Source organism: Morganella psychrotolerans (assembly GCF_001676055.1).
Taxonomy (GTDB): Bacteria; Pseudomonadota; Gammaproteobacteria; order Enterobacterales; family Enterobacteriaceae; genus Morganella; species Morganella psychrotolerans_B.
Genome location: NZ_LZEX01000045.1, coordinates 163,462 through 177,354 on the forward strand (window position 1 = coordinate 163,462; position 13,893 = coordinate 177,354).

The 13,893-nt window shown below is 48.3% G+C and carries 17 protein-coding genes and 1 pseudogene; 13 read left to right on the plus strand and 5 right to left on the minus strand.

Features of this window, described 5'->3' with window-relative positions:
- Positions 1-30 precede the first annotated feature (30 nt).
- The gene (locus AYY17_RS19725) at positions 31-462 is read left to right on the plus strand and encodes a GNAT family acetyltransferase (protein ID WP_067361305.1); all 432 of its coding nucleotides are present in this window, start codon (positions 31-33) and stop codon (positions 460-462) included.
- A 2-nt stretch (positions 463-464) separates the two neighbouring features.
- Here AYY17_RS19725 and AYY17_RS19730 read toward each other — a convergent pair whose 3' ends face one another.
- Complete coding sequence (locus AYY17_RS19730; protein WP_235845436.1) at positions 465-860, minus strand: YgiW/YdeI family stress tolerance OB fold protein; 396 nt, start codon at positions 858-860, stop codon at positions 465-467.
- 213 nt (positions 861-1,073) lie between these two features.
- Here AYY17_RS19730 and AYY17_RS19735 point away from each other — a divergent pair, with 213 nt between their 5' ends.
- The 8 genes and pseudogenes from AYY17_RS19735 (at position 1,074) to cysM (ending at position 8,013) form a co-directional block, all read left to right on the plus strand.
- A complete protein-coding gene (locus tag AYY17_RS19735) occupies positions 1,074-1,667 on the plus strand; it encodes an RpoE-regulated lipoprotein (RefSeq protein ID WP_067426669.1) in 594 nt (197 codons plus the stop codon).
- A 102-nt stretch (positions 1,668-1,769) separates the two neighbouring features.
- Entirely contained in the window at positions 1,770-2,666 is an 897-nt protein-coding gene (locus AYY17_RS19740; protein ID WP_067426671.1) for a Dyp-type peroxidase, read from the plus strand.
- Between the two features lie 308 nt (positions 2,667-2,974).
- A complete protein-coding gene (locus AYY17_RS21400; RefSeq protein WP_082981459.1) occupies positions 2,975-3,133 on the plus strand; it encodes a DUF2933 domain-containing protein in 159 nt (52 codons plus the stop codon).
- Positions 3,134-3,262: 129 nt separating this feature from the next.
- Entirely contained in the window at positions 3,263-4,279 is a 1,017-nt protein-coding gene (gene cysP / locus AYY17_RS19745) for a thiosulfate ABC transporter substrate-binding protein CysP (protein ID WP_067426674.1), read from the plus strand.
- A gap of 1 nt (position 4,280) precedes the next feature.
- A complete protein-coding gene (gene cysT / locus AYY17_RS19750) occupies positions 4,281-5,108 on the plus strand; it encodes a sulfate/thiosulfate ABC transporter permease CysT (RefSeq protein ID WP_067426677.1) in 828 nt (275 codons plus the stop codon).
- A complete protein-coding gene (gene cysW / locus AYY17_RS19755; RefSeq protein ID WP_067426680.1) occupies positions 5,101-5,958 on the plus strand; it encodes a sulfate/thiosulfate ABC transporter permease CysW in 858 nt (285 codons plus the stop codon). The genes cysT and cysW overlap by 8 nt, the downstream gene beginning before the upstream one ends.
- A pseudogene (gene cysA / locus AYY17_RS19760) lies at positions 5,948-7,080 on the plus strand (sulfate ABC transporter ATP-binding protein). The gene cysW and the pseudogene cysA overlap by 11 nt, the downstream one beginning before the upstream one ends.
- A 51-nt stretch (positions 7,081-7,131) precedes the next feature.
- The gene (cysM, locus tag AYY17_RS19765) at positions 7,132-8,013 is read left to right on the plus strand and encodes a cysteine synthase CysM (RefSeq protein ID WP_067426683.1); all 882 of its coding nucleotides are present in this window, start codon (positions 7,132-7,134) and stop codon (positions 8,011-8,013) included.
- Positions 8,014-8,042: 29 nt separating this feature from the next.
- On the opposite strand, the gene AYY17_RS19770 is transcribed toward cysM, so the two are convergent.
- The 4 genes from AYY17_RS19770 to AYY17_RS19785 form a co-directional block, all read right to left on the minus strand.
- Positions 8,043-8,483 (minus strand): acetyltransferase, encoded by a 441-nt coding sequence (locus AYY17_RS19770; RefSeq protein ID WP_067426686.1) that lies wholly within the window; start codon positions 8,481-8,483, stop codon positions 8,043-8,045.
- 230 nt (positions 8,484-8,713) lie between these two features.
- Positions 8,714-9,289, minus strand: a complete 576-nt coding sequence (locus AYY17_RS19775; RefSeq protein ID WP_067426690.1) for a class I SAM-dependent methyltransferase — start codon at positions 9,287-9,289, stop codon at positions 8,714-8,716.
- Between the two features lie 540 nt (positions 9,290-9,829).
- Positions 9,830-10,012 (minus strand): DUF2526 family protein, encoded by a 183-nt coding sequence (locus AYY17_RS19780; protein WP_067402477.1) that lies wholly within the window; start codon positions 10,010-10,012, stop codon positions 9,830-9,832.
- Positions 10,013-10,094: 82 nt separating this feature from the next.
- A complete protein-coding gene (locus tag AYY17_RS19785) occupies positions 10,095-10,481 on the minus strand; it encodes a YkgJ family cysteine cluster protein (RefSeq protein WP_067426692.1) in 387 nt (128 codons plus the stop codon).
- Positions 10,482-11,100: 619 nt separating this feature from the next.
- On the opposite strand from AYY17_RS19785, the gene AYY17_RS19790 reads away from it, so the two are divergent.
- The 4 genes from AYY17_RS19790 to AYY17_RS19805 all read left to right on the plus strand — a co-directional run bounded on the left by AYY17_RS19790 (position 11,101) and on the right by AYY17_RS19805 (position 13,891).
- Positions 11,101-11,538 carry a DUF5675 family protein gene (locus AYY17_RS19790; protein WP_067402471.1) on the plus strand — a complete coding sequence of 146 codons (438 nt, stop codon included), beginning with the start codon at positions 11,101-11,103 and terminating at the stop codon, positions 11,536-11,538.
- A 2-nt stretch (positions 11,539-11,540) separates the two neighbouring features.
- The gene (locus tag AYY17_RS19795; protein ID WP_067426697.1) at positions 11,541-12,203 is read left to right on the plus strand and encodes a hypothetical protein; all 663 of its coding nucleotides are present in this window, start codon (positions 11,541-11,543) and stop codon (positions 12,201-12,203) included.
- A 65-nt stretch (positions 12,204-12,268) separates the two neighbouring features.
- Positions 12,269-13,189 carry an AraC family transcriptional regulator gene (locus AYY17_RS19800; RefSeq protein ID WP_235845437.1) on the plus strand — a complete coding sequence of 307 codons (921 nt, stop codon included), beginning with the start codon at positions 12,269-12,271 and terminating at the stop codon, positions 13,187-13,189.
- A 117-nt stretch (positions 13,190-13,306) separates the two neighbouring features.
- Positions 13,307-13,891, plus strand: a complete 585-nt coding sequence (locus tag AYY17_RS19805; protein ID WP_067426700.1) for an NAD(P)H-dependent oxidoreductase — start codon at positions 13,307-13,309, stop codon at positions 13,889-13,891.
- The last annotated feature ends 2 nt before the right edge of the window (positions 13,892-13,893 follow it).

Genomic DNA, 13,893 nt, shown 5'->3' on the forward strand with positions numbered 1-13,893 from the left:
GGGCAGCTAAACCGGCAAACAGGTGACAGTATGGAAATCCGCACATTTGAGCAAAGTGACTTTGAAGAGGTCGCCGCACTCTGGGAACGTTGTGATATGGTCACGCCACCGGACGATCCGGAAACCGTGATTGAACGGAAAATGGCACATGACCCTGCGCTGTTTCTGGTGGCAGAGGTTACCGGCGAAGTGGTGGGCACACTGTTGGGCGGTTATGACGGTTACCGGGGTTATGCCTATTATCTGGCAGTTCATCCTGAATTTCAGGGGCGCGGTATTGCTAATGCGATGATAACCCGGCTGGAAAAAAAACTCCTGGCGCGCGGATGTCCGCAACTGCTGGTGACTATTCCGGACGATAATACGGCGACACTGAGTATGTTTGATAAGCTGGCGTATGACGAGTGTCAGCAGGACAGCCTGACATACAGTAAACGTTTGATTACGGACCCGGAATATTAACGTCAGGCCGGGTTTTTCACCACATCAATGTTGTCTGCCATGATCATAATGGAGTGGCGGTCTTTCTCCATTTCTCCCTCGATACGTACGGTATCATAAGGTGTGATGATGGTTTTCCCCCATAACTCAGCTGAAATCTTTATTTCGACCACACCACTGTAATCAGCAAAAAGATAGTGTTCAGGATCCAGCTGTGTCTGAATATTACCTTCCAGAATGACGCGGCTGTTGTCTTTGAGATACGGCAGTTGTTTGACCATAAAGCGTTGGGGAACTTCACATTTTACTGTGCTCTGATGGTATTCATAGGCAGAAAAAGACGGCAGAGCGACCGCAGCACGCTGCGATAAAATACCCGCAAGTATTAACGCGGAAATCAGGTAAAAAGACGATTTCATATAAGTCATTTTGCCATAATAAATTAGTTAGCCGGTTTTGTCTTTTATTGTGCAATAGGTATTGTGCAATAGGAGATATCTTATAGGAAATAATAATTTACAAAATCAGTAAAAACACGTGTTTTGTTAAAAAAATCTGATATAAAAATTCAGAATGAATGTTTTGGTAATTCAGGAGTCAGATACCTGAACTGAAAACAAAGGAGTGAAGAAATGAGGTGTTATCAGGCAATGAAGCTGGCGGTTGTCGCCGGTGCCGTACTTATGCTGAACGGGTGCAGCTCGTTTTCATGGTCATCGTTATCGCCGGTCAGCTGGTTCAGCAGCAGTGGTCTGACACTGACAGCACAAGGGGTCGGCGGTGTGAACAACACTACATTGATGACAGAAACAGCGATAAACCAAGGGCTGGAAGATAATTACACCCTGCTCAGCGGAATGCAGACAGAGCAGGGTGACATTGTGAAAATCTTTGAAGGCCGCAAAGACGGGAAAACGCTGATCCGCCTTTCCGGGCCGGAAAACGGTACGGTTCAGCGCATTGTTGTCAGTGACCCGGATATTTCCACTGAGTGGGATACCGCAGCAGGTACTCTGTTTTCAGACATTTATCCGCAGGCCGCCGCCGGAGCCTGTACTTTGACGACAGAATTTGACGACAGCGCACAGGTTATCTGTACCGCACCGCAAAGTAAGCGTGTGTCCTATGTTTTCCGCGGGATCTGGTTCGGACCTGAGACATTGATGCCGTCTGACGATATTCTGAAAAGCTGGACAGTCAGCCACATGGTCTGGGCGAACAAATAATCCGGAATAATGAGTGAACTTGCAAAATAGCAAAGTAATTTATCATCAGTGACTTATGATAAGGCAATTTCGCGATTAGACTTATGATGTAAAGGAAGCTACATGGCACAAGCACAAAGCGGTATCCTGCCGGAACATTGCCGTTTCGGTATTTTTATTGAAGCCACCACCAAAGGTGATAAATCCGCGATCCGGACCGGATGTCAGGTTTTTCTGGCGGCACTGAAAAAATTACAGACAGAGTTTCCCTCAGATAAACTGGGCGCAACTGTCGCATTCGGGCATTCACTGTGGCGTGAAATGAGCACTGAAAGCAGTGCTCCGGAACTGAAAGATTTCCGTGAACTGGGACGCGGTCTGGCACCTGCCACACAGTATGATCTCCTGATCCACATTCATTCACAGCGCCATGATATTAATTTTTCACTGGCACAGGCGGCGGTTGCCGCATTCAGTGACGCGGTTGAGATTCAGGGCGAAACCCACGGTTTCCGCTGGACAGAAGATCGCGACCTGAGCGGATTTATCGACGGAACAGAAAACCCGGCGGGTGACGAACGTCCGGACGTTGCGCTGATCGCAGAAGGGATCGATGCGGGCGGCAGTTATGTTCTGACTCAGCGCTGGGCGCACAGTCTGAATAAATGGACACGCTTCACACAAGAGCAGCAGGAAAAAATGATTGGCCGCACCAAAGCGGACAGCACAGAGCTGGATGAAGAGGTGCGCAATGTTACCTCTCACGTCTCCCGTGTGGTTATCGAAGAAGAGGGTGAAGAACTGGCTATCCTGCGCCAGAGCCTGCCATATGGCACGGCAAGTGGTGAGCACGGGCTGTTTTTTATCGCCTATTGCGCCCGCCTGCATAATATTGAACAGCAGCTTCTGAATATGTTCGGTGAAACAGACGGCAAAGTGGATGATTTACTGCGTTTCAGTAAACCAAAAACCGGCGCGTACTATTATGCCCCGTCTCTGGAACAGCTTAAGGCGTTGTAATTCTTTATATATAATATCGGACTCCCGGGGTGCTGTCATAAATAACACCTGCGGTCAGGTAAAGCAGCGATAACGGATAAGAGAACGAAAAGCGTCTGCGCCATGGATGGCGCAGCCGAGCTTACACGGATGTATTTACAGCGACTTTTCGTTTTGTCCGTTGTCAACGGCTCCCCGGGTTTAATTAATAACACTGTTTATTTTTGTTTTTTATCCTTACAAATATAAAGGTTAAATGACACTATTCCGCTGTACCTTCCCCTGAGGGCAACCTCTATCCTTTGTTACACACAACAAAGGAGGCGCTTATGTTTGAATTTTTCAGAGACAACTGGTTTATTCTGATGCTGCTTATCTGCCCGCTGATGCACTTTTTTATGCACCGGGGTCATGGTTCGCATGACAAGTGTCAGCACAAAGAGAAAACATCCGCTCAGGAAGAAGAGAAGAAACATATGGATGCATGAGTGTCCGGATGAAAAAAATCACTATATATCATTCCATATTGATATAAGAAAACGGTTATATTCACTTTCCTGCTATATACAAACTGGCTAGAGTAATCCGTACTTGTCATCACAATAAGGAATGTCGCCGTGAAACAGTTCCCGAAAACGGTATTACCCGCCGGTTTACTGATACTGGCCACGCTGTGGAGCGGCGCAGCCAGTGCCGCACAACTACTGAACAGCTCCTATGATATTGCCCGTGAACTGTTTACTGAGCTGAATCCGCTGTTTGAAAAACAGTGGAATGCCGCGCATCCGGATGACCTTCTGACTATCCGTCAGTCTCACGGTGGTTCTTCAAAACAGGCGCTGGCCATTTTGCAGGGCCTGCGGGCAGATGTGGTGACATACAACCAGGTCACCGACGTTCAGGTACTGCATGATAAAGGGCAACTGCTTGCAGCGGATTGGCAATCCCGTCTGGCGAATAACAGCTCACCTTATTATTCCACCATGGCATTTCTGGTGCGTAAGGGAAACCCGAAACAGATAACTGACTGGGATTCTCTGCTGCGTGATGATGTAAAAATTGTCTTTCCTAATCCGAAAACCTCCGGTAACGGGCGTTATACCTATCTGGCGGCAGAAGGCTTCTGGCAGCAGAAAAACGGGGTAAACAGCCCGGAAACTACAAAGCAGATGGCAAAATTTCTCAGTAATGTGGCGGTATTTGATACCGGCGGGCGGGGTGCGACCACGTCATTCATTGAACGCGGGCTGGGCGATGTACTGATAAGCTTTGAATCCGAAGTAAATAATATCCGCCATGAATATGGCGAAGATGATTATGATGTTATCGTGCCGCAGTTTAATATCCTGGCAGAATTTCCGGTTGCCCGCATAGATAAAAATACAGAACGCAACGGTACACAAGCTGTTGCCGACGCCTATCTGGACTTTTTATACAGTCCGGCAGCGCAGGAAAAAATGACACAGTTTAACTACCGCGTGGCGGATCAGGGAATTATGGCGGCAAACAAAACGCGCTTCCCGCCGGTCAGGTTGTTCCGTGTTGAAAATCAGTTCGGCTCCTGGGCACAGGTAATGGAAACCCGGTTTAATTCAGGCGGTGAATTCGATACGCTGATGGCACAAGGCCGCTGATATGTCGCGGCGGGTTTTACCGGGTTTCGGGCTGTCTCTCGGCTTTACACTGCTCTATACCGGGTTGATTTTATTGCTGCCCCTGACTGCGCTGGTGATGCAACTGGCGCAGATGAGCTGGTCGCAGTACTGGAATGTGGTAACCAGCCCGCAGGTGGTTGCCGCCTATGGAGTGACCCTGAAAGCCGCGCTGGCCGCCAGTTTGTTCAATGCTGTTTTCGGCATACTGATGGCGTGGATCCTGACGCGTTACCGTTTTCCGGGCCGTCGTATTCTGGACGGACTGATGGATCTGCCCTTTGCCTTACCCACGGCAGTGGCGGGGCTGACACTTGCCACTCTCTTTGCCCCGGACGGCTGGTACGGGCGGTTTTTCCACTCTTTTGATATCACGGTCGTGAATACCTGGGTGGGTATTGCCGTTGCCATGGCATTTACCAGCATTCCCTTTGTGGTCCGCACGGTACAGCCGGTACTGGAATCCCTGAAACCTGAGTATGAAGAGGCGGCAGAAACCCTGGGTGCATCCCGTCTGCAAATTTTTTACCGTGTTATCTGGCCGGAAATTGTGCCCGCGGCGCTGGCAGGGACAGTGTTGTCTTTTACCCGCAGCCTTGGCGAGTTTGGTGCGGTGATTTTTATTGCCGGCAATCTGGCATGGAAAACAGAAGTGGTTTCATTTCTGATTTTTGTCCGTTTACAGGAATTTGATTTCCCTGCTGCCACCGCGATTGCATCCGTTATTCTGATGGCATCACTGGTATTGCTTCTTACCGTCAATATTATTCAGAGCCGTGTTGGTTTGCGGACAGGCGGGGCGTATGGCTGATAATTTCCGTCGCCGTCCGAATTTTGCGTGGCAAAAATGGATACTGATTACCGCCGGGATGCTGCTCACGCTCGGGATCTTAATTATTCCGTTGGGCTGGATTTTTGTGACCGCACTGTCAGAGGGTATTACCGGCGTTATGAAGGCACTGAGCGCAGCGGATACACAGCATGCTATCTGGCTGACTCTGATTGTTGCGTTGATCACCGTGCCGGTAAACCTGGTTTTCGGCACACTGCTGGCGTGGCTTGTTACCCGGTTTCGCTTTCCCGGTCGTCAGCTGTTACTGACACTGGCGGATTTGCCGTTTGCTGTGTCACCGGTTATCGCCGGTTTGCTCTATTTATTACTGTATGGCGCAAATGGCTGGCTGGGCAGTTTTTTTGAAAATGACCTCAATAAACAGATTATGTTTGCGCTGCCGGGCATTGTGCTGGTGACTATATTTGTCACCTGTCCTTATGTGGTGCGGGAACTGGTGCCGGTGATGCTCAGTCAGGGCGCGCAGGAAGAAGAGGCAGCGGTGCTGCTCGGTGCGTCGGCGTACCAGATTTGGTGGCGCGTGACCTTACCCAATATCCGCTGGCCGCTGTTTTACGGCGTGATCCTCACCAATGCGCGGGCGATAGGTGAATTCGGCGCGGTGTCTGTGGTATCCGGTGCTATTCGCGGAGAAACATTCACCCTTCCGTTACAGGTGGAACTCTTACATCAGGATTATCAGACGGTTGCGGCATTTACTGCTGCAGGATTGCTGGCGCTGATGGCAGTAGTGACACTATTCATCCGGCACGGCGTGTCCTGGTATCTGGCACGGCGGGAGTCATCCGGGAGACATTATGAGCATTGAAATTACTAACCTTACGCACCATTTTGGTGCGGATCCGGTACTGCGTGATATCTCACTCTCTGTCGCTGACGGTGAGATAGTGGCGCTGCTCGGGCCTTCCGGCTCGGGTAAAACGACTTTACTGCGCATTATTGCCGGACTGACGACTCACACCCGTGGGCAGCTTTATATCAGCGGGGAAGAAGTCTCGCATCTGCCTGCCGGAGAGCGGCGCGCCGGGTTTGTGTTTCAGCACTATGCCCTGTTTCGTCACATGACCGTTTTTGACAATATTGCATTCGGGCTGACGGTTTTGCCGCGAAAAAACCGCCCGTCAAAAAAAAGTGATCCATGAAAAAAGTTACGGCCTTGCTGGAAAAAATACAGTTACCGCATCTGGCACAACGCTATCCCGCACAGCTTTCAGGCGGGCAGCAACAGCGGGTGGCGCTCGCGCGTGCACTAGCGGCAGAGCCGCGTATTCTGCTGCTGGACGAGCCGTTTGGTGCGCTGGATACGCAAGTCAGAATTGAGCTGCGCCGCTGGTTACGTCAACTCCATCAGTCACTGCGTTTTACCGCTGTTTTTGTCACCCATGATCAGGAAGAAGCTCTTGAGGTGGCTGACCGCGTGGTGGTGATGCATAACGGGCAGATTGAGCAGGTTGCCGCGCCGGACACCTTGCAGGAAAATACAGAAAACCGTTTTGTGACCGAGTTTCTCGGGCAGGTGAATACCCTGAATGGTGAAATCAGCGACAGCGGCATCTTACAGATTGGCGGGGTAAACCAGCCGGTCAGTCTCTCGGCAGCCCCGGGAAAGGTGAGTGTGTTTGTGCGCCCGTGGGCGCTGGCGCTGAGTCCCGTTTTCTCGCCGGATAGTTTTGCGGCACAGGTATCTTCTGTCCGTTCATACGGACACTATCGCAAAGCGATGGTGACAACGGTTGCCGCCGGACATGAAATTACGGTTATTTTACCGCAGGATGCGGCGGAGGTTATCAGCGGAGAGACCGTCTGGCTGACGGCGCAGAATATCCGGGTATTTCGCGGGGAGGATGAGCTGATGTGGCAGACTCAATCTCAATCTTCTGCTGAGAATCCCGGCTATTTTCCGCGCATGACAATAAATCCGGTGACATGACCGGGGCTGTGGCAGTATGGTTTGAGTTTACTTATTCAGAGGCAGAAAAACGTGGCATCGATCAGTAATGTAATCGGCAATACCCCGCTTATCCGGCTCGCCCGGCTTAGTGAAGGCACGGGAGCTGAGATCCTGGTTAAAACAGAGGGGAATAACCCCGGCGGTTCAGTAAAAGATCGCGCCGCAAAAAGCATGATTGACGGTGCGCAGCTGCGCGGTGAAATTTGTCCGGGAGATACCCTGATAGAAGCCACCAGCGGAAATACCGGTATTGCGCTGGCAATGATCGCGGCAGTCAGAGGCTATAAATTGAAGCTGCTGATGCCGGAAAATATGAGTGCTGAGCGCCGGGCGGCAATGCGTGCTTATGGTGCGGAGCTGGTGCTGGTCAGCCGCGCGCTGGGTATGGAAGGCGCGCGGGATCTCGCACAGCAGATGGCTGCGGCAGGTGAAGGGTATGTGCTTGACCAGTTTAATAACCCGGATAACCCGCTGGCGCATTATCAGACAACCGGACCGGAAATCTGGCAGCAGACAGACGGGCGCATCACTCATTTTGTGTCTGCAATGGGTACCACCGGGACTATCAGTGGTGTGGGGCGTTACCTGAAAGAGGTCGCGCCACAGGTGAATGTTACCGGGCTGCAACCGGCAGAAAACAGTCAGATACCGGGGATCCGCCGCTGGTCACAGGGTTACCTTCCCGGTATTTTTCAGCCACAGCTGGTGGATGATATTCTGGATATCACACAGCAGGAAGCGGAAAGCACTATGCGGCAGTTAGCGCAGCAGGAGGGAATTTTCTGTGGCGTAAGTTCCGGCGGGGCGGTTGCCGGTGCGCTGAAGATAGCGCAAACACAACCCGGAGCCGTGATTGTGGCAATTATTTGTGATCGCGGAGACCGCTATCTCTCAACCGGCGTTTTTGGCTGATAATCAGCGCAACAATCTGTTCCCGCTGCTCAGCGCCGGTATTTCATGTGCAGAAGCGGGAACGGATTTCCCTCACCGTCCAACTCAGAGCGTCCGGTCTGTTCAAATCCCATATGCAGATAAAAGCCCGCACCCTGCGGATTTTGCTCATTCACATCCAGCTCATCAGCCTGTAACTGTTCAACGGCATATTTTACCAGTAATTTCCCGACGCCTTTTCCTCTGGTATCCGCATCGACAAATAACATTTCAATGCGGTTTTCAGCTGTACCAAGAAAGCCGTAAATTGTGCCGTTTTCATCGACAGCCACATCTACCCGCAGGTTTGGAAGGTAGGTATTGAGCAGCAGAGGGCGCAGCGCACAAATATCCTCTTCCCGTAAAAAATGATGAGTTGCGCGGACAGATGATTCCCAGACAGCCAGCAGGCGGGGGAATTGTACCGGGCGTGCCGGTTCGATAGTTAACATAATAATTTTCTGTATAAAGATAATAATGCCAATCTTAACGAACTATCAGGGGAAGTCGAACAGAAAAGCAGAGATACCCTTGTTCATTCACAGTATAGGTTCGTTGGCGGAACGAGGACAGCCGGGTCACATACTGGTGTATGCTTCCCGGCGGGCGGAACTTGCCGCCTGCCTGCATTTTGAATGACGTTGGGTATATACCCCGGCGTTACCGGAGTATAGCGGGAAATTTAATGATTAATCTGACGTTTTTTTGGTGTACAGATATACACCCACGCCGGAGGCACATTAAATAACACACGCTCTTTGCGAAAATGAAAATAGCGGTGCAGGTATTTCTCAAATTTTGTGGTGTACTGGAACAGAATAAACTGCCCGTCACTGACTTCTATATTATCGCGGACTGCTTTCAGAATGCGCAATCCGGTGCGGCGATCTATCGAGAGAAACGGTAAACCGGAAAAAATAACATTATACGGGCGGCTCAGTTTCTCTGCGGAATCCGAAAAAATGCCCAACCGGTCATCCTGAAATTTATTCAGCAGACTGACAAAATACGGGTCAATTTCGTAGGCGTCCAGATTTGCCTGCGGGTTCATCTGTTCCAGAATCTGGCGGGTGATAACCCCGGTTCCTGCACCCAGTTCAGCAAAATTCTGTGTATCTGCCCAGTTAACGTGACGAACCATTGCGCGGCACAACCAGCGTGATGAGGGCGCAATGGTCCCCATCGTCGCAGGTGAAACAATAAATTTGCGGATGTACGCGTAATAACTTCGCAACGGTGAATAATCTGATACTTCCATAGGTATTCCTTACAGGCTCTGCCGGTGTTCTGTGCAAGAGAACATAATCCAAAACATATTTCCGCCCGGGATTGTTGCCGGGAAGGTGCATTGGCAAAAATTAACTTATCCATGTTTCGGAATAAGCAGAACAGGAAACCTGACGGTAAATAGTCACGTCAGTGAAACATCTTCATCATATTCTCATTTTCCCTGATTCTCCATAGGGAACGCGTGGATTTTTCACCCTCATAATATTAGGTTCTTTTTTTCGTATTTTATTATATTTCATTGTGTTACTGGTTATTTTTAAATAAATTACAAAAAAAACGAATAAGATTATTTTGTTATAAATAAGAATGATATGCCCTGAATGGCACGGTTTCAGGCAGAGCAGTCAGCCGGATAATGATATGTGGCAAAGAGAATACAGCCAGATTAAATAATGATGACAGGTGAAGGGAAGGTTTTTTCATAACCTGACAATAGTTGTTTTAACATGACATTCTGCCTGCACCGGATGATTATTCTATGTAATATCCGGCACAGAATATAAATTAACTAGTGATGTACTTTTCCGTGATCCATAATCGCCTGGCGCAGACGTTGCTGCAGTTCATAACGCTGTTCGTACGGCAGCGGATTAGTGTCACCCAGGCTAATCATTAACTTATTCATTTCAGTGATACTGTTGCTCTCAATTGCTTTTTCCACGGCAGCTTCACTCTGTGCATAATCACTCATCTTTTTTGTCCTTATTTTTCTGGTTTTGATTGTTTTATCCTACCCGAACGGCGGCGAAAACGTTAGTACAAAACCGGTATCATCAGGCGGCATGATCATTATGGTGAGGTGGCATTATCAGTGGCGGCAGACCATAAGCTGCTCTTGCGCGATCACAGGCATCGTTATGCTCACCATCGGGCAGGAGCGGATCAAATTCACGGCAGGTTGACGGGCGCTGTGCATAAATACTGCACGCTACACTCTGCCCGATTTCACCCTGTAGTTTGATGCAGCGCGGCTGTTTTTGGTTTGTTCCTTTCATGCAGGCAATGAAGTCATTAACTTTTTCTGTCATTTCCACCGGTACCACACCGCCGGTAATATCCGTTTCACCCTGATAAAATGACACACGGAAACTGGCACAACAGGCTCCGCACTGCATACAGGGATTCGTATCTGGATTTGTGAATTCGATAACATTGCTCATGATAACCCGCCGTATTAATAATAAAACAGGTGATAATTACACCGTCGTCAGAGCTTTGTCCTGAATCAGAGACAGGCTCAATGCATTATTTTTATTCTGCCGCGTTTTTCCAATGAAAATAAATAGTGTCTGATCACAAAATCACGATAAAAATACGAATAATCATCGTATATATAAACGATGATAGCGTTATGCACTGATTAGCTGCCTTTGTTTCTCTTTTAAAGAGATAAAATAAACCTGTGTTATAAGCAGCTCTCCGCCATAATATTCTGCGTTCTGCTTCGTCGTAAACCTAAAAAATCCCCAGTAAGACTGGCAGTGTTGCGTCCACGAAGAAGTGACGTTGTCACTAAAGTGCACCATTTTTATATATGACATTACCCCGCGTTTTAGTTCGTTATCTGTACAGTGAAAGCAGGGGGATCCGCGATCACCCCGTATTGCAGGCGACTATACGGGTAAAAATAATTATAAACAGAACATATTATGTCAGAATATAATTCTGATATTTTTAAGCATTCATCCGTTATTTTAAATCATGGCATAATCGGACATTCTATATAAAAATTTATTACCGGCGGAGCCGGTATGTGTGTTTTTATAGGGATGTACCATAATGTCAAAACATGTTTTATCAATTGTCAGAGAAACCCAGTCAAATAATGCCACAATCAGCACTTTCGCTATTTCCGGCAGCTCCGTCAGAGGGTATATTTTAGAGCGGCCCGGACCGGATACATCCGAATCTATGCGGCGTAAACGAATACCTGAAGGCCGCTATTTCCTGAAGTGGCATAACAGTACGTTGCCCGGCGTGAAAAAATACAATCCTGTTCCGTTGTTATTCAGTTCTGCTGTTTCACCAAACAGAGGCATATTAATTCATAACGGCAATTATCCGGCTAATACAGATGGCTGTTTATTAGTCGGGGCATCAAGAGGGATTGATTTTGTCGGAAACAGCGTGGTGAAATTAAAAGAAATAAAGACATTTCTGGATAAAGTCGGGATTGAAAATGTCACGGTAAATATTCGTTCATTTTACACGGAGTAATTATGTTTAAAGGCGTTTTTCTTTCACTTCTGCTGCTGGTTACCTCAGCGTCTGTTCAGGCAAAAGAGCAGATATTCAACGGGATCCTGCAGGCATACTGGTTGCCGGTCTGGAGTGATGACGGGAAACACAATATACCGGAATTGTCGTATCGCTTCTTTGTTATTAATGACAAAAACATGGATAAGCGGGTGATTAATTTATCGTCTGAAAAACAATTTCAGGGATTGTTCGCAAAGCAGGATCCGCTATTTATATCTGAAAAATTCGGCCATGCGGAAATCAGCGGTGCATTAACACTACGTGATTTACATGTTGAATCAGAATGTAATTCGCCGGTGTATAACGCACAGAGTGTTTCATTTGTCAGTAAAAAAATAAAAACAGCGGATGTGCGGATAATGGAAAAAATCCAAACCTGCAATGCGTATCCGTATTTACTGAGTTATACCGTGAAACCGGAAGCCGGCGCAGTATTTCTGAAGACAAAACCGCAAAAAACTGCAGATGACCTCCTTGAGATAAAACCGGATTCTCCTCTTATTCTGATAAAGAAAACCAATCCGCAGTGGTTATATGTGGCGGAGTATGATCCGCAGGGCGATATGCTCAGCGGAAAAATCAGAGGCTATATTGAGCTGAAAAATCTGCAACCGGTAAATTAAAATAATATAGCCGGCGATTTACAGCCGGAACAGTTTCATGCAGGATTACCGTCAGATATTTTCTGATGGCAATAACTGAGAAAGAGATGAATACAGAGGAACGCCTGCATTGCCTGACGCAATTACTTGTCAGGCATACGGCACAGCGTGAAGACGGGTGGGACACTGACGTGCCCGGTCTGTCATTGTGCCGGTGGACGGCACCCGCAGAGCCGGAAGGCTGGTTATATGAGCCGGGTATTGCACTGGCGGTTCAGGGCGCGAAGCGCATTACTATCGGGGATAACAGTTATTGTTACCGCGCAGGTGAGGTGCTGCTGACCTCTGTTGATATCCCGACAATTGCACAGGTGTGCGAAGCCACACCTGATGCCCCTTTTCTGGCGGTGATGATCCGGCTGAACCTGAATGATATCCCGGCGTTGATTCAGGAAAGCGGGTTTCAGTTACTGACACAGGGTGAGTCTGCACCCCAGGCGGTGATGCCGGCAACGGATGCGTTGGTGAGCTCAGTGTGTCGTCTTCTGGCATTACTCGATACGCCGGATGATATTCCGGTAATGGCGCCCCTGATTAATAAAGAAATCCTGTATTACCTCCTGAAAAGTGATCAGGGGGCGGGTTTACAGCATATGGCCTCACAAAACAGTCAGTGCAAAAAGATAACCGGGGCACTGTGTTATCTCAAAGAGCATTACCATGAAGCGCTTTCGGTGGAGTCACTGAGTCACCGGGTGCAGATGAGCACATCCTCTTTTCATCGTCATTTCAGACAGATAACACACATGAGTCCGCTGCAATATCAAAAATGGCTGCGGCTGAATGAAGCCCGGCGTTTGCTGCTGGTGGAATCGGTGGATGCCGCAGAAGCCGCTTTCCGTGTTGGTTATGAAAGTGCATCTCAGTTCAGCCGTGAATACAGCCGGCTGTTTGGTTTACCACCCGGACGGGATAAAAAACGGCTGCAGATTATGCCTTCAGTGTAAATTCCGGGTTGAGTGAGAGGATCAGGCAAGGATCAGGGAGGATAGGTTAAGAGAGTTTGCAGGTAATTTGTTTATGATAAAGCCATCAGCAAAATGAATCTCTGAGAGTGTAATATCATGAAAAATATTTTTATTATCAACGGGTCGAAAGCATTTGGCGGGTCGGATGGAAAACTGAATGATCATCTGACTATGATTGCCCGTGAGCATTTAATCAGTAAAGGAATGAATGTTCGGGTCACCCGTATTGATGACGGATATGACAATGAACAGGAAGTCCTGAATTACCTGTGGGCAGATCTGATTATTTATCAGATGCCCGCCTGGTGGATGGAAGGCCCCTGGATTGTGAAAAAATATATTGATGATGTTTTTACGCAGTCTGATGACCGTTTTCATATTAATGATGGGCGTACCCGTCATGACATCAGTAAAAAATATGGCTCAGGTGGTGTATTAACAGATAAAAAATATATGTTATCAGTAACCTGGAATGCACCGCTGGAAGCCTTTGAGGATGAGGCGCAGTTTTTTGAAGGGCGCGGTGTCGACAGCGTCTATTTCCCGTTCCACAAAGCGAACCAGTTTACCGGGATGTCACCGTTGCCGACATTTGCCTGTTTTGATGTGGTTAAAAACCCGCAGATTGAGACGGATATCAGCCGTTATCTTACACACCTTGATGTGACGGTTTCCGGCTGAAT

Coding starts and splice junctions, on each gene's coding strand:
- AYY17_RS19785 (WP_067426692.1), bottom strand. CDS start 10,481: ATGAGCAATGTTATCGAATTCACAAATCCAGATACGAATCCCTGTATG.
- cysW (WP_067426680.1), top strand. CDS start 5,101: ATGGCTGATAATTTCCGTCGCCGTCCGAATTTTGCGTGGCAAAAATGG.
- AYY17_RS21400 (WP_082981459.1), top strand. CDS start 2,975: ATGTTTGAATTTTTCAGAGACAACTGGTTTATTCTGATGCTGCTTATC.
- AYY17_RS19735 (WP_067426669.1), top strand. CDS start 1,074: ATGAGGTGTTATCAGGCAATGAAGCTGGCGGTTGTCGCCGGTGCCGTA.
- AYY17_RS19725 (WP_067361305.1), top strand. CDS start 31: ATGGAAATCCGCACATTTGAGCAAAGTGACTTTGAAGAGGTCGCCGCA.
- AYY17_RS19800 (WP_235845437.1), top strand. CDS start 12,269: ATGGCAATAACTGAGAAAGAGATGAATACAGAGGAACGCCTGCATTGC.
- AYY17_RS19740 (WP_067426671.1), top strand. CDS start 1,770: ATGGCACAAGCACAAAGCGGTATCCTGCCGGAACATTGCCGTTTCGGT.
- AYY17_RS19805 (WP_067426700.1), top strand. CDS start 13,307: ATGAAAAATATTTTTATTATCAACGGGTCGAAAGCATTTGGCGGGTCG.
- AYY17_RS19780 (WP_067402477.1), bottom strand. CDS start 10,012: ATGAGTGATTATGCACAGAGTGAAGCTGCCGTGGAAAAAGCAATTGAG.
- AYY17_RS19775 (WP_067426690.1), bottom strand. CDS start 9,289: ATGGAAGTATCAGATTATTCACCGTTGCGAAGTTATTACGCGTACATC.
- AYY17_RS19730 (WP_235845436.1), bottom strand. CDS start 860: ATGAAATCGTCTTTTTACCTGATTTCCGCGTTAATACTTGCGGGTATT.
- AYY17_RS19770 (WP_067426686.1), bottom strand. CDS start 8,483: ATGTTAACTATCGAACCGGCACGCCCGGTACAATTCCCCCGCCTGCTG.
- cysT (WP_067426677.1), top strand. CDS start 4,281: ATGTCGCGGCGGGTTTTACCGGGTTTCGGGCTGTCTCTCGGCTTTACA.
- AYY17_RS19790 (WP_067402471.1), top strand. CDS start 11,101: ATGTCAAAACATGTTTTATCAATTGTCAGAGAAACCCAGTCAAATAAT.
- AYY17_RS19795 (WP_067426697.1), top strand. CDS start 11,541: ATGTTTAAAGGCGTTTTTCTTTCACTTCTGCTGCTGGTTACCTCAGCG.